Origin of the sequence: Algoriphagus winogradskyi (genome assembly GCF_900182815.1) — a bacterium.
Taxonomy (GTDB): Bacteria; Bacteroidota; Bacteroidia; order Cytophagales; family Cyclobacteriaceae; genus Algoriphagus; species Algoriphagus winogradskyi.
The window spans coordinates 592,369-610,893 of the sequence record NZ_FXUA01000001.1 but is presented as its reverse complement, the minus strand read 5'-3'; the positions used below and the strand labels follow the sequence as shown (position 1 = coordinate 610,893).

Annotated in this window: 17 protein-coding genes; 7 read left to right on the top strand and 10 right to left on the bottom strand. The window is 40.3% G+C overall.

Annotated elements, in window-relative coordinates:
- Window positions 1-84 precede the first annotated feature (84 nt).
- Together QOL76_RS02640 and hemL are read left to right on the top strand one after the other, a co-directional pair.
- Window positions 85-1,734, top strand: coding sequence for an amino acid ABC transporter substrate-binding protein (locus QOL76_RS02640; RefSeq protein WP_283411472.1), 1,650 nt, complete (start codon window positions 85-87; stop codon window positions 1,732-1,734).
- Between the two features lie 3 nt (window positions 1,735-1,737).
- Window positions 1,738-3,033, top strand: coding sequence for a glutamate-1-semialdehyde 2,1-aminomutase (gene hemL / locus QOL76_RS02635; RefSeq protein ID WP_283411471.1), 1,296 nt, complete (start codon window positions 1,738-1,740; stop codon window positions 3,031-3,033).
- A gap of 31 nt (window positions 3,034-3,064) precedes the next feature.
- Here hemL and QOL76_RS02630 read toward each other — a convergent pair whose 3' ends face one another.
- On the bottom strand, window positions 3,065-3,274 hold the full coding sequence (locus QOL76_RS02630; RefSeq protein ID WP_283411470.1) for a type II toxin-antitoxin system HicB family antitoxin: 210 nt from the start codon (window positions 3,272-3,274) through the stop codon (window positions 3,065-3,067).
- Window positions 3,271-3,456 (bottom strand): hypothetical protein, encoded by a 186-nt coding sequence (locus QOL76_RS02625; protein ID WP_283411469.1) that lies wholly within the window; start codon window positions 3,454-3,456, stop codon window positions 3,271-3,273. Before QOL76_RS02625 ends, QOL76_RS02630 begins: the two co-directional genes overlap by 4 nt.
- Window positions 3,457-3,706: 250 nt before the next feature.
- On the opposite strand from QOL76_RS02625, the gene QOL76_RS02620 reads away from it, so the two are divergent.
- The gene (locus tag QOL76_RS02620) at window positions 3,707-4,060 is read left to right on the top strand and encodes a Spx/MgsR family RNA polymerase-binding regulatory protein (RefSeq protein ID WP_283411468.1); all 354 of its coding nucleotides are present in this window, start codon (window positions 3,707-3,709) and stop codon (window positions 4,058-4,060) included.
- A gap of 176 nt (window positions 4,061-4,236) precedes the next feature.
- Here QOL76_RS02620 and QOL76_RS02615 read toward each other — a convergent pair whose 3' ends face one another.
- The 5 genes from QOL76_RS02615 to QOL76_RS02595 form a co-directional block, all read right to left on the bottom strand.
- Window positions 4,237-5,619, bottom strand: a complete 1,383-nt coding sequence (locus QOL76_RS02615; protein WP_283411467.1) for a c-type cytochrome domain-containing protein — start codon at window positions 5,617-5,619, stop codon at window positions 4,237-4,239.
- A complete protein-coding gene (locus QOL76_RS02610; RefSeq protein WP_283411466.1) occupies window positions 5,612-6,484 on the bottom strand; it encodes a sugar phosphate isomerase/epimerase family protein in 873 nt (290 codons plus the stop codon). Before QOL76_RS02610 ends, QOL76_RS02615 begins: the two co-directional genes overlap by 8 nt.
- Window positions 6,485-6,490: 6 nt before the next feature.
- The gene (locus QOL76_RS02605; protein ID WP_283411465.1) at window positions 6,491-7,996 is read right to left on the bottom strand and encodes a DUF1501 domain-containing protein; all 1,506 of its coding nucleotides are present in this window, start codon (window positions 7,994-7,996) and stop codon (window positions 6,491-6,493) included.
- 1 nt (window position 7,997) lies between these two features.
- Window positions 7,998-10,736 carry a DUF1553 domain-containing protein gene (locus QOL76_RS02600; RefSeq protein ID WP_283411464.1) on the bottom strand — a complete coding sequence of 913 codons (2,739 nt, stop codon included), beginning with the start codon at window positions 10,734-10,736 and terminating at the stop codon, window positions 7,998-8,000.
- Between the two features lie 257 nt (window positions 10,737-10,993).
- Window positions 10,994-11,941, bottom strand: coding sequence for an NAD-dependent epimerase/dehydratase family protein (locus tag QOL76_RS02595; protein WP_283411463.1), 948 nt, complete (start codon window positions 11,939-11,941; stop codon window positions 10,994-10,996).
- Between the two features lie 154 nt (window positions 11,942-12,095).
- On the opposite strand from QOL76_RS02595, the gene kbl reads away from it, so the two are divergent.
- Window positions 12,096-13,292 carry a glycine C-acetyltransferase gene (gene kbl / locus QOL76_RS02590; RefSeq protein WP_283411462.1) on the top strand — a complete coding sequence of 399 codons (1,197 nt, stop codon included), beginning with the start codon at window positions 12,096-12,098 and terminating at the stop codon, window positions 13,290-13,292.
- 147 nt (window positions 13,293-13,439) lie between these two features.
- On the opposite strand, the gene QOL76_RS02585 is transcribed toward kbl, so the two are convergent.
- On the bottom strand, window positions 13,440-14,162 hold the full coding sequence (locus QOL76_RS02585; RefSeq protein WP_283411461.1) for a DUF5715 family protein: 723 nt from the start codon (window positions 14,160-14,162) through the stop codon (window positions 13,440-13,442).
- 313 nt (window positions 14,163-14,475) lie between these two features.
- Between QOL76_RS02585 and QOL76_RS02580 the strand changes: the two genes are divergently transcribed.
- Window positions 14,476-15,093, top strand: a complete 618-nt coding sequence (locus tag QOL76_RS02580) for a helix-turn-helix domain-containing protein (RefSeq protein WP_283411460.1) — start codon at window positions 14,476-14,478, stop codon at window positions 15,091-15,093.
- Window positions 15,094-15,107: 14 nt separating this feature from the next.
- Here the strand turns inward: QOL76_RS02580 and cdaA are convergent, their stop codons facing one another.
- Together cdaA and folP are read right to left on the bottom strand one after the other, a co-directional pair.
- On the bottom strand, window positions 15,108-15,989 hold the full coding sequence (gene cdaA / locus QOL76_RS02575) for a diadenylate cyclase CdaA (protein ID WP_283411459.1): 882 nt from the start codon (window positions 15,987-15,989) through the stop codon (window positions 15,108-15,110).
- Window positions 15,986-16,870: a dihydropteroate synthase gene (gene folP, locus QOL76_RS02570; RefSeq protein WP_283411458.1), complete on the bottom strand. Its 885-nt coding sequence runs from the start codon at window positions 16,868-16,870 to the stop codon at window positions 15,986-15,988. The genes cdaA and folP overlap by 4 nt, the downstream gene beginning before the upstream one ends.
- 14 nt (window positions 16,871-16,884) lie before the next feature.
- On the opposite strand from folP, the gene QOL76_RS02565 reads away from it, so the two are divergent.
- On the top strand, window positions 16,885-17,430 hold the full coding sequence (locus QOL76_RS02565) for a DUF1599 domain-containing protein (RefSeq protein WP_283411457.1): 546 nt from the start codon (window positions 16,885-16,887) through the stop codon (window positions 17,428-17,430).
- Complete coding sequence (locus QOL76_RS02560) at window positions 17,423-18,523, top strand: BT_3928 family protein (protein WP_283411456.1); 1,101 nt, start codon at window positions 17,423-17,425, stop codon at window positions 18,521-18,523. The genes QOL76_RS02565 and QOL76_RS02560 overlap by 8 nt, the downstream gene beginning before the upstream one ends.
- The last annotated feature ends 2 nt before the right edge of the window (window positions 18,524-18,525 follow it).

Sequence of the window (18,525 nt, the reverse complement as noted above, 5' to 3'; positions counted from 1 at the left end):
TGGCTTTTCGGCCTGAACTTTGGGTTTGAAAATAATGGGTTAAATTTGCAAACCCTGTTTTGATGTTTGATTCACCTCAATAAAATGAAAAAAAATCTTTTAGTAATTCCGGTATTTTTCATCCTGAGCTTAGCATTTGCTCAAATCCCTACACCGGATGCTTATCGCAAGGCACAATCCGAACTTGCAGCCAAAAATTACTGGGAAGCTATCCCTCTTTTTAAGCAATTTACAGATTCAAAAGAATATGGAAACCTAGCTAATTACGCAGCTTTTCATTTAGGAGAAGCTGCATTAGGTGCAAATCAACCCGCCCAGGCAATAGCAGCTTTGGAACCAATTATAAATGGAAATTGGGCTAAGGCTGATGAGGCTAAATATCTTTTAGCGATAGCTTATTTCAAAAATCAACAGAATGTAGAAGCTCTGCAGACGATTAATAAGATAAAGGACGATAAGATTATGTCAATGGCTGAAAATGCCACTTTTGAAAACCTGAAGCAGGTTAGTGCAAGTTTTATGATTGCAAATCTTTCTGAATTCAAAGAAAATAAGGGCTATGGAGAAGCTCTGAAAAGAGTTTTGGAAAGTCAAACCATTCTCTCAGCCACAGAACGCGCAGCTTATTATGAGTTGCAAGGCAAGGCGAATGAAAACAAAAATGTAGTAAAAGATCAGGTGTTGGACATCGTAGTGATTTTACCATTCACTAATTCCTCACGATCTAATTTGTCCAGCATTCCTCAAAATGATTTTGTCTTTGAACTGTATCAAGGGTTAGAATTTGGTGTAGAGCAATTGAAGATAAAGGGAACACAAGTGAACATGTTGACCTTTGACTCAAAGAGAGATGCTGCGCATTTGCAAAACTTGCTTGCTGATCCCGCTATTGCTTCAGCTGATGTGATAATTGGGCCAATCTATCCAGAAGAGTCTGATTTGGTCAGTAGTTTTGCTGAGACAGCAAAGATTCCATTTGTTCATCCCCTGTCTAATCTCGGGGAAAGATTTGAAGAGTTAAATTATAGCTATTTGTTTAGACCTTCTGTGAGTTCTATTGCCAATGGGATTGTTGAAGGTTTGAGGAAGCAGAATTGGGGTAAAAGAGTTGCAGTAGGATATAGCGGAAGTTCCCGTGATGAGATGCTGGCGAAGATGCTTCAAACTCAGTTGGGAGAAGCTGGATTTCAGTTAACTGAATTCGAACAAATAAATGCTCGAAACGTCAGTGCCTTTATGCAGGGACTGGGTGTGAAAAGTGGAGAAGGAGCTGTTTCTGTAGATCAGGTTGTTTTATTATCAGATGACCCTTCCATAGCTCAACCGGTGTTTTCCTTGATGGAATCTATCACTACCTCCATTCCAACCGTAGTAATGGATTCTTGGTTAAGCTTCAATTTTGCTAATTATGAGATGCTGGAGTTTCCAAATTTCTATTTCATTGGCAACAATACCTTGAATTTCTACGGAGCGCCAATGCAGCAATTCCGAAATAGATTTTACAATAAGTACCTGAATTTACCTAGCATTAATTCCACGCTTGGAGCGGAGCTGATCAACTGGGTGTCTTCCAATATGTCTGCTACAAAGGGCTTTGATTTGAGAAGAAACCTAGATCAAAAAGCATTTGAAGCGGGTAGATTAACTTGGGGATTTAATTTTCAAGGAGGTCACAACAATCAATATGTGCCGCTGTTTGAATTAGAAGCAGGCGAATTGAAACCTTTAGATTAAACCATGAATATTTCTAAGAGTAAAGAGCTTTTTGCAAAAGCCCAAAATTTCATTCCAGGTGGTGTGAACTCGCCTGTTCGTGCCTTTAGAGCTGTAGGTGGAGATCCACTTTTTATCAAAAAAGCTGATGGAGCTTACTTGTACGATGAGGATGGAAATAAATTTATAGAACTGATCAATAGCTGGGGGCCTATGCTTCTCGGGCATAATCATCCAAAAGTTAAAGATGCTGTAATCAAAGCAATGGAAGATGGCACCTCTTTCGGTGCTCCCACAGCGCGTGAAGTGGAGATTGCTGAGTTGATCGTAAGCATGGTTCCATCTATCGAGAAAGTTCGTATGGTGAACTCAGGTACCGAAGCGACCATGTCTGCGATCCGAGTGGCTAGAGGTTTTACAGGTCGGGATAAGTTTATCAAAATGGAAGGGCACTACCATGGTCATGGGGATTCATTTTTGATCGCTGCCGGCTCAGGGGCGATGACTATGGGCGATCCGGATTCTCCAGGAGTGACCAAAGGAACGGCCAAGGATACCTTGATCGCTCCTTATAATAATCTAGAAGCAATTGATGAATTGGTAGCAGCTAACCCAGGGGAAATCGCTGCCTTAATACTAGAACCTGTTCCAGGAAATATGGGGCTGTGTCTTCCGAAGGAAGGTTACCTTCAAGGTCTTCGAGATATCTGTACTAGAGAAGGAATTGTGTTGATTTTCGATGAGGTGATGACTGGATTTCGCTTAGCAAAAGGTGGGGCACAGGAAGTATTTGGAGTAACTCCAGATATGACGACCTTGGGTAAAATCATTGGTGGTGGTATGCCAGTGGGAGCTTACGGAGGGAAGAGAGAAATCATGGAATTTGTTTCTCCTGCTGGACCTGTTTATCAAGCGGGGACACTTTCAGGCAACCCAATTGCCATGGCAGCAGGTTTGACGATGCTAAATCATCTGAATACAGATCAAACTGTCTATGCGGAGTTAACTCACATCGGAGAGAGATTGACCGCAGGCATTAAAAGTATCAATAAGGATTTAGGGTTGAATTACACGGTAAACAGCTTTGGAAGTATGTATAGCTTGTTTTTCACAGATTCTCCAGTGTTTGACTTTGAAACAGCAAAGGCTTCTGATACGGCTTTATTCGGGGAATATTTTCAGGCTATGCTTAAGCGTGGAGTATATTTGGCGCCGAGCCAATTTGAGAGTTTGTTCTTATCTACTGCTTTGAAAGATGATGTGATCGACCAGATCTTGGTTGCTCATAAGGAAGCAATGGTGGAGATTTTGGGGTTGTAGATTTTGTATTTATTCAAAGCCAAAGGGCAAGCTAAGCATATTGTAGCTTACCTTTTGGTTCTGGTATTTTCATCCCATCCTCTTTGGCAATTTTTAGCCATAGTTCTATTGCTTGCTGAGCATTTTCCAATGCCTCTGTTTGATTGTCACCATGTGCTTTGATAGAGGGTAATTCTGGTACTTCTGATACAAAGCACTCGTCTTCATTACTCCAGTATACGAAGATTCCGTATTTGCTCATTGTTTTGAAAGTTTATATTGGATGATGATTTCTCTGATTTGTTTTACTTGATAGGGTTTTGCTTGGCCATCTTTGGTTGTTTGAATATTTATTATTTCAGGAATATCCTCTTTTTTATAAATCGTATGATTACCTGCACCGCCTCTTTCTTTAAAGCCTAGCTGAATAATTAACGTTTTCAAATCCGATATGGATAGATTTTATCCGATTTACCAGAGAGAACCTTTAATAAAAGCTTTTCAAATTTACTCATTAGGTAGGGTTGTATTGAAATAACCTTCTAATTCCCATTTCATAATTAAGGATCTCCATCCAATATAATCACTAAGCTTTAAATTTCTTGATTGGATTGACGGCTATTTTTTAAAGGTTAAAAGTTGATTTTCGGACTATTTTGGATCAAATTCGTTTTAATAAAAGAACAAATAAAATATGTCCATCAAAGTTTACGGAATTAAGAATTGCAATACGATGAAGAAGACCTTCGATTTCCTGGCGGAAAAAGGAGTGCAGTATGACTTTATCGATTATAAAAAGCAGAAGCCAGATGCTGCACTTTTAGAAGGTTTTTTGGAGAAAACAGATCTTTCTTCTTTAGTGAATAAGAAAGGAACAACCTACCGAAAAATGAGTGATGAGCAGAAATCAGCCCTTGAAAACGAGGAAACTGCGATCCCGATACTTGAAGAAAACTCAAGTATGATCAAGCGTCCAGTGATTATTTACAAAGACGGAAGTTTGAGTTTAGGCTTTGATGCAGAGGTGATTGAGGGGCATTTGAAATAAAGTCTCCCGCGAAGGCGCAACGGCGCAAAGTAATTGAGTTAACCAGCCCCATTTTTTTTGGATTCATTATTTAGCGTTTAACATATATTGAATTAGTCCAAGTGAAAAGAGCTAAAGATTCCTTGAATGTCAAGAATAAAAGCTTTGCGCCATCGCGCCGGAGCGGGAGACGTTTTTCAATAAACAATGGTGTCCGTCGGCAAGGGCGGTAAGCTGAGATTGCCTGTTTCTAGGTGAAAACTGAATTGCGAAGTTTCCCCCGATCCTGCTGCCGGTGTATTGTAGACAAACACTTTTTCAAGCGCTGGATGACCCTGAAGTTTGTCAAGCTTGTCCATTGCTACCTTGGTTTCATTAAGATAGAGCAGCTTTAGATTTTTGTTACTGCTTAGTTTATCTAATTGAGAGCCATCGATAGAAGTCTTATTTAGCTTCAAAACTGTCAAATTGGGCAGAGTGGAAATTGACTCAAAAATCGCATCAGTTATGGCTGTACCCGTAAGGTCTAGATATACAATCTGCTCTTGGGCTGAGGTTAACAAATTCCAGTTTGAATTGGTAAAAGCAGGAAAATTAATGCAGCTGATATTTAGAAAGGAAGACCCTTCTTTAATTACTTCCGCAAAAAAACCTCGGTCTTTTAGTTTGGAAATGGAATCCTGAGGAACTTTTCCAACTTCCACCTCAGGATAGAAAGGCTTTTCAATTTTCTTGAAAAACGGTTCAACCATGTCTTCTGAAATGTTGGATTCACCAAGTTTCCTGCTTTCTGATGCTCCTGATTCAATCCAGGCTTTGATCAATTCGATTTCTTCCTTTCTTGGCTGACGCTTGTCCTTTGGAGGCATGTGGTCGTCATGGTCCTCAGGCAAAATCATTCGCGTGAAAAGGGAACTCTCCTCAGCATCTTTTGAAGTAAGCACCGAACCATCTTCTCCACCTTTTTGAATTCCTTTGAAAGAACTGAGGTCTAATTCTCCCTTTAGTTTTTTAGGGTTATGGCAACTTTTACAATTTTGATCCAAAATCGGCTGAACGGCTCCCGTGTAAAACGCTACTTCTTCCCAATTATCTGCGGGAAGTTCAAGAGGTTCATTAATGCTTACTTCTCCTCCAAGTAAAGCTTGGAGCTCGGGAGGTAATACTTCTGTGAAATAATCATCCCCATGGGTAATGTTGCCTCCTAGATGGCCTGTAATGGTTATTATCATAATTAGACCTGCTCCTTTGATTTTCAACTGTGCTGGAGTTGAAGCAGCTCTTTTCAAATGATACCACAAGCCAAAAGAAAATATGGTTGTAAGTATACCTAAGATGAGGTGAAACTTCACTGTTTCCCAGCCATACCCTTCATTCTGGTATTGCAAAAAACCGCTGATACTAGCCAGACCAGCGGAAATACCACCCAGTAAAAATGCTAACTGGATGATTGGGGAATAGATCGAGTACTTCTTTCCAAACCAAAAAATCAGGATAACTCCAAACACCAAAAAGCCAATTGGTAAGTGAACTAAAATCGGGTGAAATCGCCCGAACAATGGCAAGATAAAATCAATCATTTGCGAAGCGTTCTTTAATGGCTTTCATGATAAATACATTGGCTTCCCATTGATCCGCGATAGGAACGTTGGAAAAGGGTACTGTAGGTAAGTAAGGCGGAGGGCCGAATTCTGTCGTGATCGTATAAATTTCCTGACCAGAATTACGGATGATATGCTCCCAAATATCCAAGTGGGTTTTAAGAGCAGAACCCCATTCTGGCGCGGCGGGATTGTTCACTTGCGGGCCTTCGGCAAAACCGACTCTAGCATGTATATGATCCACATTCGGGAGGATTTGCTGTAGCAATGGATCATTCAAACCGATTAATCGCTCATGAACTACCATCCAATGAGAGATGTCAAGGTTTAGTCGTAATTCCGGCGCTAGCTTGAGCATTTCCACGGTGAGTGGGACATTGAAAGAAAATCTACTGCGGTGAGTTTCATGAACAATGCTAATACCAGAGGCTTTGCTTGCTTTGGTGGTTACATCGATAAAGGCTTTGTTTTCCTCCAAAGTCCAATAATCCGATCCTGTATGGGAGTTGATTTTTACTGGGTTCCATGCAATTATCTTTTGGAGATTTTCTTCATAGACTTTTAGCGATTCGGCAAAGGGAAGTCCCTTGCTTGTACCATGAAGGAAAATCACTTTCAAGTCATATTTTTCCAGTCCAGCTTTTAACTCTTTTTGTTTGGCTTCATCGTATGGAAACCATGTTTCAATCCCATCATATCCATCATTTTTTACACGTTGCAGAAACTCGTCAATGGAAAGTTGATTTCCCCAATCTGTCTGGAAGAATTGGATCTTTTGTTGGGAAAAAACTGGAGAAAGAAATAAGGTAAATAGTAAAGCAAGGAGGGTAATTCTAGTGAGCATGCAGGATTAAGCTAATATTTTATTAATTAATTCACCTTCAACGTCCGTTAGTCGGAAAGGGCGGCCTTGGAAATCATAAGTGAATTTCTCATGATCAAAACCCATCAAATGAAGGATTGTAGCGTGAATATCATGAACAGATACTTTGTCTTCAACTCCGGAAAATCCAAAGTCGTCAGTCTTACCATAAGTTACGCCGGGTTTGATACCACCACCAGCCATCCACATGGTAAAGGCATCTACGTGATGATCTCTACCCAAAAATCCCTGAGTTTTTCCACCACGATTTTCCTGCATAGGAGTTCTTCCAAATTCACCTCCCCAGACTACCAAGGTGTCTTCGAGCATCCCTCTTTGCTTCAAGTCAAGAAGTAAAGCTGAAATCGGTCTGTCTATTTCTCGGCATTTGTTGCGAAGCCCCATATCAATAGAACCATCGTGGTCTGTTCCGTGAGTATCCCAACCCCAGTCATAAAGCTGTACAAAGCGAACACCTTTTTCTACCATTTTTCTAGCTAATAGGCAGTTGTTGGCGAAGGATTCAGCACCTGGCTTAGTCCCGTAAAGTTCATGTATGGATTCGGGTTCATCGTTGATATCCATTACCTCCGGAACTTCTATTTGCATTCTGTAGGCCATCTCATACTGATTGATTCTAGCTAGAATCTCAGGGTCACCATAGGTATTGAATTCCTCCTGATTTACCTTATTGATAGCATCAATGATGTTTTTCTTCAGATTTCTACTCATTCCCTCAGGATCATCCAGATACAAAACAGGATCGCCTTTGGATCGACACTGCACACCCTGATAGACTGATGGTAAAAATCCTGAGCCCCAAACGCTTTTGCCGGCATCAGGAGTTTTTCCCCCTGAAGTAAGCACGACAAACCCAGGTAGATTCTGGTTTTCTGTACCCAATCCATAAGTTACCCAGCTTCCCAAACTTGGCCTTCCAAGTCTAGCACTTCCCGTCTGCATAAAAAGCTGAGCAGGGCCATGGTTGAACTGATCGGTGTGTACTGCTTTTATAAATGAAACGTCATCAGCAAGTTTGGAAAAGTGAGGCAGGTAATCTGAGATCCAGGCGCCTGATTGTCCATGTTGGGAGAAATTGGCTTGGGGTCCTAAGATGTTTGGCGTGCCTTGGATGAATGCGAATTTTCTACCTTCCAGCAGTGACTGAGGGCAAGGCTGGTTATGATATTTTACTAATTCAGGTTTGTAATCAAATAGCTCCAATTGCGAAGGAGCGCCAGCCATATGAAGATAAATAATGGATTTTGCCTTGGCTCCAAAAGGTGGAGGCAGTGGAGAAAGGGGATTCAGGTCTCTTTCACTAAGATTTAATCCCTTAGGAGAAGCAGAAGAACCTGTGTCACAGCCAAACATTAATGGCGCCATTGCCAGCCCACCAACTTTGGAGACACAGTCCATCAGGAAATGTCTTCTTGTTTGCTTTGCCAGCTTTTGCTGCGCAAACTCAACGAGCATTTTATCTAAGCTTTTCATTTTAAGGTTTGGTTATAAATTCATCCAAATTCAGCATTGCATTCGCCACAACTGTCATGGCGGCTTGCTCAGCGTTTACTTTTTGGTCTTTCCAGCCAAAGAAGGAATCAAGTTCTGATGGATTCTTAGAATACTGGGCTATTGCTTCTTCATGTAATATTTCTAAGGCAGTTAGTTTTTGTTCCGAAATAGGAGTCAAAATCATTTTCTCATAACCATAGCTAATCGCTTTCCCGGGATCTGAATTGCCATGTGCTAGCATATCCTCAGAAAGATGGTAGGCTGCTTCCAAATAAACAGGGTCATTCAGCGTCACTAAGGCCTGCAATGGAGTGTTAGTTACTAATCGTCTACTCAAACATACTTCACGGCTTCCTGCATCAAAGGACAGGAAAGACGGATAGGGACTTGTTCTTTTTAAGAAGGTATAAATGCCCCGTCGGTGGGCATCTTCTCCCTTACTTTCTGTCCAGGTCCCGCCATTATAAACTGTTTGCCAGATGCCATCGGGCTGGGCAGGCATTACCCCAGGTCCGTACATTTTTTCACTCAAAAGACCGGAGACTGCAAGTGCCTGATCGCGCACCTGTTCCGCACTTAACCGGAACCTTGGTCCTCGTGCGTAATATTTGTTTTGAGGATCTTTGGTGAAAAGTTCCGGAGAAACTACTGAAGATTGTTTATAGGTTTTGGAGGTGACTATTTCACGAATAAGACCTTTAATACTCCATTGGTAATCATTCATGGTTTTCCAAGCCAGATAATCCAACAGCTCCGGATGTGAAGGTGGGTCTGATTGAGTTCCCATGTCTTCCAAAGTGCTGACGATTCCTCTTCCCATGATTTGATCCCAGACGCGGTTTACTAAGGTTCTAGAGGTTAATGGATTTTCTTTATCCATCAGCCAATAGGCAAATCCAAGTCGATTTGCAGGCCATTCTTCCTTCCAAGGATTTAACTCTTTTGGTGTTTCTGGTTTTACCTTGTCACCTAAAATCATCCAATTTCCCCTTTCAAATACTCGAGTGTCTCTGGCCATGTAGTCTGGGTTTTCGATCATAATCGGGAGCTTGGTTCCATTGAAATTGAGAATGTCTTCCCAACTTTTCTGCATAGCAGCATAGCCAGGTTTTTCTTCACCTTTCAATTTTGGAACAAAAGCAAACCAGATAAATCTAGCTGCAGTTTGGTCAGGTTTTGAATTAGGGTTTTTGATTTCTAAAAATAAATCAATATTTCCTTCAACTGATTTGAATGGAATAGGACGGATAATTTGCCCGGTTTTATTGATAGGAAATGAGGCTAAAAGCTCGCCCTCAGGTCCATCTTTTCTAATGCTCATCGTACTACCATCCAGCCCTGCAGAATATTCCATCAGAAGTTGGTCTGATCCCTGCGTATTGATGTTTTTTAAATATGCGGAACCGTTACCCTCAATGCCTAACCACTTACTGTCCAGTAAAGTCGCATTTACAAAGTCAACTGCACTATGGGATGGGTATTTCGGCTCAAGATAGGTGAGGAACTCCTTCTTGGCTTCTGCTGCTTTTACGCCTTCGTTTTCCTTCACCCATTGGGTAATGCTTTCTATTTTAGTTTTTTCCTCAGGTGAATAGAACCTGAGTCTTGGTTCCTCGTCATGCGTGTCCTCATCACGGGTGTTATTGAAAAATGCAGCAGACTGATAGAATTCTTCATGCCTAATCGGGTCGTACGTATGGCTGTGACATTGCACACATGCCATCGTGGTGCTTTGCCATACTTCGTAGGTGGTACTCACTCTATCCAGCACGGCGGCAACCCTAAATTCCTCATCCTGTGTGCCACCCTCATCGTTATTCATGGTATTTCGGTGGAAAGCCGTGGCTGTCAGTTGATCTTCTGTTGGATTTGGAAGTAAATCTCCTGCTAATTGATTAATGGTGAATTCATCGTAAGGCATATCAGCATTGAATGCCCTGATTACCCAATCGCGATAAGGCCACATCGTTCTGTTTACATCGCGCTCATAGCCCTTAGTATCTGCGTATCTTGCCATATCCAGCCACCAGGTAGCCCATTTTTCCCCATAGCTTGTGCTAGCCAACATTTGATCTACAGCCTCTTCATAGGTGATTTTTTCAGAAGAAAAGGCTTCCTTGATCTCTTTGGTAGGAGGGAGCCCAGTAATATCCAATGCAGCTCTTCGGAGTAATTTCAAGCGGTTTTCCTGTGGAGAAAATTCAAGTTCCTGTTCCTCCAGCTTTTTGGCTATATAAAAATCTATGGAATTGGAAGATTCAGAGTTCTCGCCGGCGTAAAGGCCGGCTGCAAGTTTGGTGTCTATTTCTTTAGGTTTTTGCACTGTTTGATATGCCCAGTGCTTTCCCCATTTCGCTCCCTGCTTAATCCAGGTTTTGAGTAGTTCTATTTCATCTTTGGAAAGAGGTTCTTTCTCATAGGGCATTCTCAATTCAGGATCAGAAGAAGTAAGTCGTTTGATCAATTCACTCCCATTGGGATCTCCCGGAATAATTGCAGCGTGCCCAGATTCCGTGATGGCGAAGGCTTCCTCTTCAAAAAGTACTGAGAAACTACCACTTTTCTTTACGCCTCCATGGCAGGTAATGCAATTTTTATTCAGGATGGGTTTGATCTCTGTGCTGTAGTCTATTTCTCTTTCCGTTCCAAAAAAGAAAAAGCCAGTAATTGCTACCAACACAGCAATAGTAAGGAATAGTGTGATTTTGAGCTTATTCATCTAGATAGTAATGAAACCTTAAAGTAAGGAATAATTGGTTGTTTAAAAAGATATCTACAGATTGTTAGTGCGCAAGGACTAATACTTACCAAATAGGTGTGTGGTAATGAATTTAAAAAAGTGTTTTTCAGTTTTTGTTGTGATCTTTCCGTGGTAGAAGGGGAGACGGCATTGAAGCTTATCCTCTGAATCATCTATACTCTTCGCACAAAGCGATTAAAAAAAACACCCTGCTTTTGAGGAGCAGGGTGATGATATTAGAATCTGAAGTTTGGAAGATTTTCCAAAATATCCTTGGTCATAGCGTCCAAGTCATAGTCGTGTTGCCAGCCCCAATCTTTCCGGGCGCAGGAATCGTCAATGCTATCCGGCCAGCTATCAGCGATTGCCTGACGGAAATCAGGGTTATATTCGATTTTAAAATCGGGCATGTATTTCAAAATGCTCTCATAACTTTCTTTTGGTGTAAAGTTCATAGCAGCCAAGTTATAGCTAGATCGGATCTTTACAGATTCCCGGGGAGCATTCATCAAGTCCAAGGTGGCTTTAATCGCATCGGGCATGTACATCATGGGAAGAGAACTATCTTCACGCAGGAAGCAATCGAATTTCTCACCTGCCAAAGCTTTGTGGTAAATATCCACGGCATAATCGGTTGTGCCACCACCAGGAAGTGACTTGTAGCCGATCAAACCTGGATAGCGAAGACTGCGAACGTCCACATTAAACTTCTGAAAGTAGTATTCGCACCATCTTTCCCCAGCTTGCTTAGAAATACCATACACAGTGTTTGGCTCTTTTACGCAGTATTGAGGCGTGTTGATTTTTGGAGTATTCGGTCCAAAGACTGCAATAGACGATGGCCAATAAACTTTATTAAGCTTGAATTCTTTGGCAAGTTCAAGAACATGTAGCAAACTTTCCATGTTCAGTTCCCAGGCAAAAAGAGGTTTTTTCTCACCAACGGCAGAAAGGACGGCTGCTAAATGATAAATCTGGGTGATATTTTCCTCTTTGACCAGGTTTCTCAAGCCATCCTTGTCCATCACATCGAGAACCTGAAAACGGCAAAAGTCAAATTTAACTTTTGCGGATTCATTGAGGTCTGTAGCAATTACTTGTTCTGCACCAAACTGATCTGCCAGAGAACGAGTAAGTTCTGAACCCAACTGTCCTGCAGCGCCTATTACAAGGATTTTTTCCATTAATCTTTCTTTGAAAATCAACCTAAGAGGAGCTCTAGGTTTTTGTTTATATTTGGGTTTGCGACTGCAAAACTAAGAAAAAACTGCTTCCTGAGCAGGATTTTTGATCAAAGGAATCAGACGTTTTTGAATAACATAAAATCAACTAGCTATCATGTACGATCAGTTCAGACCCAAATTGCAAGAGGAACTTAAGGGAATAGAGGAAGCAGGTCTTTTCAAAAAAGAGCGTGTCATCACCTCTCCACAATCTGCAGAAATCACTATCGCCGGAGGTCAGAAAGTTTTGAACTTCTGTGCTAACAATTATCTGGGACTTTCTTCTCATCCCAAAGTGATCGAAGCAGCAAAGGCTGCGATAGATTCACACGGTTTTGGAATGTCATCTGTGCGATTCATTTGCGGTACGCAGGATATTCACAAGGAGCTGGAAAGGAAGATTTCAGAATTCTTGGGCACCGAGGATACGATTCTTTATGCCGCTGCTTTTGATGCAAATGGAGGAGTATTCGAGCCGATATTGGGCCCTGAAGATGCGATAATTTCTGATGCATTGAATCACGCATCTATCATTGATGGGGTTCGTCTTTGCAAGGCCATGCGATTTCGATACCAGCATAACGATATGGCGGATCTGGAAGCTCAGCTGAAGGATGCTGTTGCAAAGGGAGCTAAGCAGAAGATCATAGTTACTGATGGAGTTTTCTCTATGGATGGCACGATTGCCCAGTTGGACAAGATCGTGGAGTTGGCTGAAAAGTATGAAGCGCTAGTGATGACGGATGAGTGTCATTCTACCGGTTTCATGGGCAAAACTGGCCGTGGGGTACATGAGCATTGTGGAGTAATGGGCAAAATTGATATCATCACAGGTACGTTAGGAAAAGCATTGGGTGGAGCTTCAGGAGGATTTACTTCAGGAAGGAAGGAAATAGTGGAACTCCTACGTCAGCGCTCCAGACCATATTTGTTTTCCAATACCTTGGCGCCATCTATCACAGGTGCTTCAATAGCAGTTTTTGACCTACTTTCTGAGACCACTGAATTGAGAGATAAACTGGAAGAGAATACGAAGTACTTCCGTGAGAAAATGACTGCTGCTGGATTTGATATCAAACCAGGTGAGCATGCTATCGTGCCGATTATGCTTTACGATGCTGTTCTTTCGCAAAAAATGGCCGAAAAAGTCTTGGAAAAAGGGATTTATGTCATTGGTTTTTACTACCCGGTAGTTCCTAAAGGACAGGCTAGAATCCGTGTCCAAATATCTGCAGGACATGACAAAGCGCATTTGGATCAGGCGATTGCAGCTTTCACGGAGGTTGGAAAAGAATTAGGTGTAATAGAGTAAGTTTTTGCCTGATAATGCAGGTAGGAGGTAAGTATACCTCAGAAATATCAAAGCCGGGATTCTATAGAGATTCCCGGCTTTTTTGATGAATTTTTCTAATAAAAAGTAAAATTGGGTTTTGCCCTTCCTTCTTTAGTCCAGAATCAGTTATCTCACGGTCACGTGGTAGCAGCTCTGTTTTCTTTCTTTTATAAAAAGAATTTTGCCTTCGTCCTGAAACTCATTAAGGATCTTCTCAAGCTTTTTCTGTTTGCTTCTATTCCAATTTTTCTTTCCGTTAAATCGTATATAGGAGATGTCAAAAGAGACTCCATAAGAATGAGAGCTCTCTCCAGAAGTTGCATTTGAATTTCTTCTTCTGAGGCTTTTTTGCTGTTCTGGAGTACGCGTTACTGATGTGAGCGTGAAGGTACTTTCCTTATCTGTCAATGTTTGAAAAGCTATCCCGAGTTCTTCCAGCACTACCTTTGAATAGGGGGTGATGTAAGGATGGCTATGGGTAAGTTTCATTACTTCGTATCCATTCCCTTCATTTATTAGTATGAGTTGTCCCTCTTCGATGAGTTTATTGAAGTGACTTTCATTTTCTATTACACCAAAGCCATTGTTTTCTCCAGCGAAGAGATGTTTGTCATATTCCTTGGTGATAATGCCTTCTGGTATGGGAGGAATAATCCTTGGTAGAGGCAATTCCACTTCTATTGGTTCGGGATTTTCAGCTGATTTTTTTGGTTTAGAAGTGCTAGTTAAGGTTGAATAGGTTTCTTTAAGTTGCTGTTTTAATTCTGGCATATAGGCTTGCGTTGCCCAAGCGCCTGCTGAAAAAAGTATAAATAAGGATGCAATTTGTAAGAATGGAATTTTTTTCATTTGTAAACGGGTACTTGATAATTCGGGTCTTGCTTATGAATTTAGTCTGAAGCAAAGATTAATCCATAGTTATTTCAAGGTGAAAACTTATTTTGATTTAGTTTTGAGAAAGGTGATTTTGACTCTCATTACTTAGAAACGATAACTTGACTTTTTTATGAAATAAATCCCAGAATTAATTTTTTTGAGGACTTTTGGATTTATGAACGGTAGGTTAAGAAGCTTCTAATCGGTATGACACAAATGACGTAAGAATGACGTATCCTAGTCGCTGGTATTGTGAAGCCACAAAACTACATTTGAATTCTACTAAATGAACAAGAAAATGGATAGTAAAGCTCTTGGCGCAAAATTGAAAACTCTTCGTTTAAAGAATGCATATTCACAAGAGGAACTGGCAGAATCTGCCGGAGTTAGTTTGCGAACAGTTCAAAGAATGGAGAATGCTGAGGCAGTACCTAGGTTGGACACTGTGAAACGATTATTTCAAATTTTTGGATTGAGTCCTGATGAGGTAATGGATTGGACTCAGACAGAGGATAAGGGATATCTGCTAGGAATGAATTTGTCAGGTTTGATTTTCATAGTCCTACCACTTCTTGGTGTTGTTTTGCCACTAATACTCTGGATGAGTCGGAAGGATAAAATTGCTGGTGTGAGTGAATTAGGACGAAGCTTAGTGAATTTCCAGCTTACTTGGGCTTTAGTCTATTACTTATGGAGTACCTTTTGTGGTTGGTTAATGGGGTTTTTTAACTTTTCTGGAAATGGTGATGTAAGCCCTGCTCTAGTCTATAATTATTTATATGTCAGAGTTGGCGGCATCTTTTTTATATACTTACTTGAAATCTTTATGATCTCTCTGAATACTTACAGAATCAACAAGGGTTTAAAAGTAAAGTATCTTCCCAAAATCAACTTCTTAAAATGAGAAGTTAGTTTTTCTTATGATGCTGATTTGCTAGTCATGGCAAGCTTTCTTCGCTTTTTCAACTCATATTCCTCGATATCTTCGAAGCGGGAATCTACATCAAGGTTGTTGAGATAATCATTGATTGTCTCTCTGATTTCCTGGAAAGACATGTTATGCAAAATCTTTCCATTTTTGGACATGGATAATTGACCAGTTTCTTCTGAGACAATTAAAACAATCGCATCAGTTGTCTCGGACATTCCAATAGCAGCTCTGTGTCGAAGTCCAAACTGTGCAGGCACCTCACGCTCAGTTACGGGCAAAATACACCGTGCGGCCTTGATTTTGCCGTTGTGTATGATTACAGCCCCATCATGAAGAGGGCTATATTTATTGAAAATAGAAATGAGAAGTCTTTTGGATAATTCTGCGTCCAGAATATCGCCGCTTTCAGCATAGAATTTCAATTCAGTACTTTTGGAGATGACCATCAATGCACCAGTATTACTACCCGCAAGAGTTTTGGAAGCATCTATGATTGGACTGATATTGAAAAGTGAATTGTCTTTTTTCCGCCAGAAGAACAGCATATCTTTCCATACATTATCGTCGGAAAGGAGTGAGGATCTACCTATTAATAGCAGGAATTTTCTGATTTCTGGTGCAAAAATAATAATAGCAGCGATTACACCAACTCCCATGAACTGACCCAAGATGGCAGAAAGAAGCTCCATCCTCAGTGCTCTCACCAATAAATAAATCAGATAAATGGAGAGGAAGCCAAGAAATATTTTGATTGCAACGCTTCCCTTAAGAAGTTTATAAACTTGATATAATAAGGCGGCCACCAATGCAATATCAATGATATTAACGATGGAGATATCTAAAAATCCTATTTTGAAAAGTAAGGTCAAGGGTATAAAGTGTTGAATAATTTTACTGTTTCGTTAGCTTCTTTAACGTCATGTACTCTTAGTATGTTTGCACCATGACATAAAGCAAACATATTTAAAGCAGTGGTGCCATTTAATGCTTCACTAGCTTCTACATTTAATGCTTTTGATATCATCGATTTTCTCGAAACACCTACCATTAAAGGTGATGAAAGCGATTGAAACTGGTGAAGATTTTGGAGCAGATAATAATTTTGTTCTAGGGTTTTAGCAAATCCAAATCCAGGATCAATTATTACATCTTTGATGCCAAACTTTTTGAATTGTTCCAGTTTTTCAGCGAAATAATACAATATTTCCCCTAAAATATCTGAATAATTCGTTTTTTTCTGCATGTTTTGAGGATTTCCTCGCATATGCATGGCGATGTATGGTACTTGAAGCTTCGCAACGGTCTGGATCATGTCTTCATCTAGTTCTCCCGCAGAAATATCGTTTATGATATGAGCTCCTGAGTATTTTGACTCCTCCGCCACTTTTGCCCGAAAGGTATCAACTGATATTAAAATATCAGGATAATTGGATGAAATCCATTTCACAGCTGGAATCACTCTGTCAAGTTCTTCTTGGAGACTTACTTCTGCAGCACCTGGTCTCGAGCTATAACCCCCTAGGTCCAGAATACTAGCACCATATGAGATATGAGATTTAACTAATTTGGATACCTTCTCCAGAGATTTTTCTGCTCTGCTTCCTTCGAAAAACGAATCTGGGGTTAGATTGACTATGCCCATCAGCTGTGGCCTATCCCAACTGATTAGCCGTCCATCTATTTGAAGGGTGTTTTTTTGGGGAAATGATTTATCTTCGATTTTAGAAGACTTGCCCGGTAGAGGAAACATTAAATTAAAAGACTTTGGAGACGCAAACGAGTAACGAATATAAGGAAGTTATCAGCCGTTGTAAAGAACTATTTCGTAAGAAGACTATAGATTATGGTACAGCGTGGAGGATTTTTCGCTTACCTTCTATTACAGATCAGATTTTTATAAAAGCACAAAGAATTCGCTCGATTCAAGAAAAAGGAAATCAAAAGGTAAATGATCCGATTGAAGATGATTTTGTTGGAATTATAAATTATTGTCTGATTGCTTTGCTTCAGATAAGTTATCTAAAAGACGAGCGAATGGAGATTCCTTTCGAGGAATTAGAACCTGCTTATGATCACTGGGTAAGTCAAACACGCGGTCTTTTGGAGAATAAGAACCATGATTACGGGGAGGCTTGGCGTGATATGCGGATTAGCTCAATTACAGATATTATATTAATGAAATTACTTCGAACCAAACAGATAGAGGATAATCAAGGTCAAACTTTGGTGTCTGAAGGTATTGAAGCTAACTATCAGGATATGATCAATTATGCAGTGTTTTGTTTGATTAAATTAAATTACCATGGTTAAGCAAGGGTTTTTATGGGTTATTCGATTTATTGTAGGAGGCCTTTTTATTTTTTCCGGGCTGATTAAAGTCAATGATCCGGTTGGAACTTCTATTAAACTCGAAGAGTATTTTGATGTTTTCTCCAATGATATAGCTGTTTTTTTTGAATATCTAAAACCTATTGCTTTGGAGTTGGGGATTTTTTTAGTGGTGTTAGAAGTGGTGTTAGGAATTATGCTGATCCTTGGAGTTCGAACAAAATTCACCGTCTGGGCGCTGTCACTGATGATTTTGTTTTTCACTTTTCTCACCTTTTACTCCGCCTATTTTAATAAAGTGACAGACTGTGGGTGCTTTGGTGATGCTATTAAACTCACCCCCTGGGAATCTTTTTATAAGGACTTAATACTAGTTGTACTGATCGGGATTTTATTTTTGTTCAAGGATGATTTACCAAAAAGTTCTCCAAAGTGGGCAAAAGTTGTGACTATGTCTGCCTTAATTTTATGCTTTGTACTTGCAATTACAGCTGTTAGAAATTTGCCTTTTATAGATTTTAGAGCTTATAAAGTGGGAGTAAATATCCCTCAAAATATGCAGCCTTCAGCTACGCTAGAATATTCATATGTTATGAAAAAAAATGGTGAGCTCGTTACATTCGACCAATATCCTTCAGATGAAAGCCTGGAATTTGTAGAGATGAATTTGAAAAACCCAGATGCTTTACCAAAGATTTCAGACTTTGCAGTTTGGAACGATGAAGGTGATTTTTCTGAAGAAGTTTTCACTGGAAACAAAGTTTTGATCCTAGTAAGCAGCATGGCCAAAATGAGTGATGCGAATTTACCAGAGATTGATCAATTAGTGAAATCCCTCGCAGGATCACCCGTTCAGCTCGTTTTTGTAGCAGCAGCCTCTCAGGATGAAATTCAGAATTTCACTTCCTCTAGAGCTTGGGATGTACTTTCATTACAAGCTGATGCTACTGTAGTGAAAACCATGATTAGATCCAATCCAGGGGTTATGGTTTTAAAAGATGGTGAAGTGTTGGCAAAATTTCATCATAATAATACTCCAGATGCCAGTGAGGTGCTAGATCTATTTATGAAGTGAAA

Coding starts and splice junctions, on each gene's coding strand:
- QOL76_RS02640 (WP_283411472.1), top strand. CDS start 85: ATGAAAAAAAATCTTTTAGTAATTCCGGTATTTTTCATCCTGAGCTTA.
- hemL (WP_283411471.1), top strand. CDS start 1,738: ATGAATATTTCTAAGAGTAAAGAGCTTTTTGCAAAAGCCCAAAATTTC.
- QOL76_RS02630 (WP_283411470.1), bottom strand. CDS start 3,274: ATGAGCAAATACGGAATCTTCGTATACTGGAGTAATGAAGACGAGTGC.
- QOL76_RS02620 (WP_283411468.1), top strand. CDS start 3,707: ATGTCCATCAAAGTTTACGGAATTAAGAATTGCAATACGATGAAGAAG.
- QOL76_RS02615 (WP_283411467.1), bottom strand. CDS start 5,619: ATGATTGATTTTATCTTGCCATTGTTCGGGCGATTTCACCCGATTTTA.
- QOL76_RS02610 (WP_283411466.1), bottom strand. CDS start 6,484: ATGCTCACTAGAATTACCCTCCTTGCTTTACTATTTACCTTATTTCTT.
- QOL76_RS02605 (WP_283411465.1), bottom strand. CDS start 7,996: ATGAAAAGCTTAGATAAAATGCTCGTTGAGTTTGCGCAGCAAAAGCTG.
- QOL76_RS02600 (WP_283411464.1), bottom strand. CDS start 10,736: ATGAATAAGCTCAAAATCACACTATTCCTTACTATTGCTGTGTTGGTA.
- QOL76_RS02595 (WP_283411463.1), bottom strand. CDS start 11,941: ATGGAAAAAATCCTTGTAATAGGCGCTGCAGGACAGTTGGGTTCAGAA.
- kbl (WP_283411462.1), top strand. CDS start 12,096: ATGTACGATCAGTTCAGACCCAAATTGCAAGAGGAACTTAAGGGAATA.
- QOL76_RS02585 (WP_283411461.1), bottom strand. CDS start 14,162: ATGAAAAAAATTCCATTCTTACAAATTGCATCCTTATTTATACTTTTT.
- QOL76_RS02580 (WP_283411460.1), top strand. CDS start 14,476: ATGAACAAGAAAATGGATAGTAAAGCTCTTGGCGCAAAATTGAAAACT.
- folP (WP_283411458.1), bottom strand. CDS start 16,870: ATGTTTCCTCTACCGGGCAAGTCTTCTAAAATCGAAGATAAATCATTT.
- QOL76_RS02560 (WP_283411456.1), top strand. CDS start 17,423: ATGGTTAAGCAAGGGTTTTTATGGGTTATTCGATTTATTGTAGGAGGC.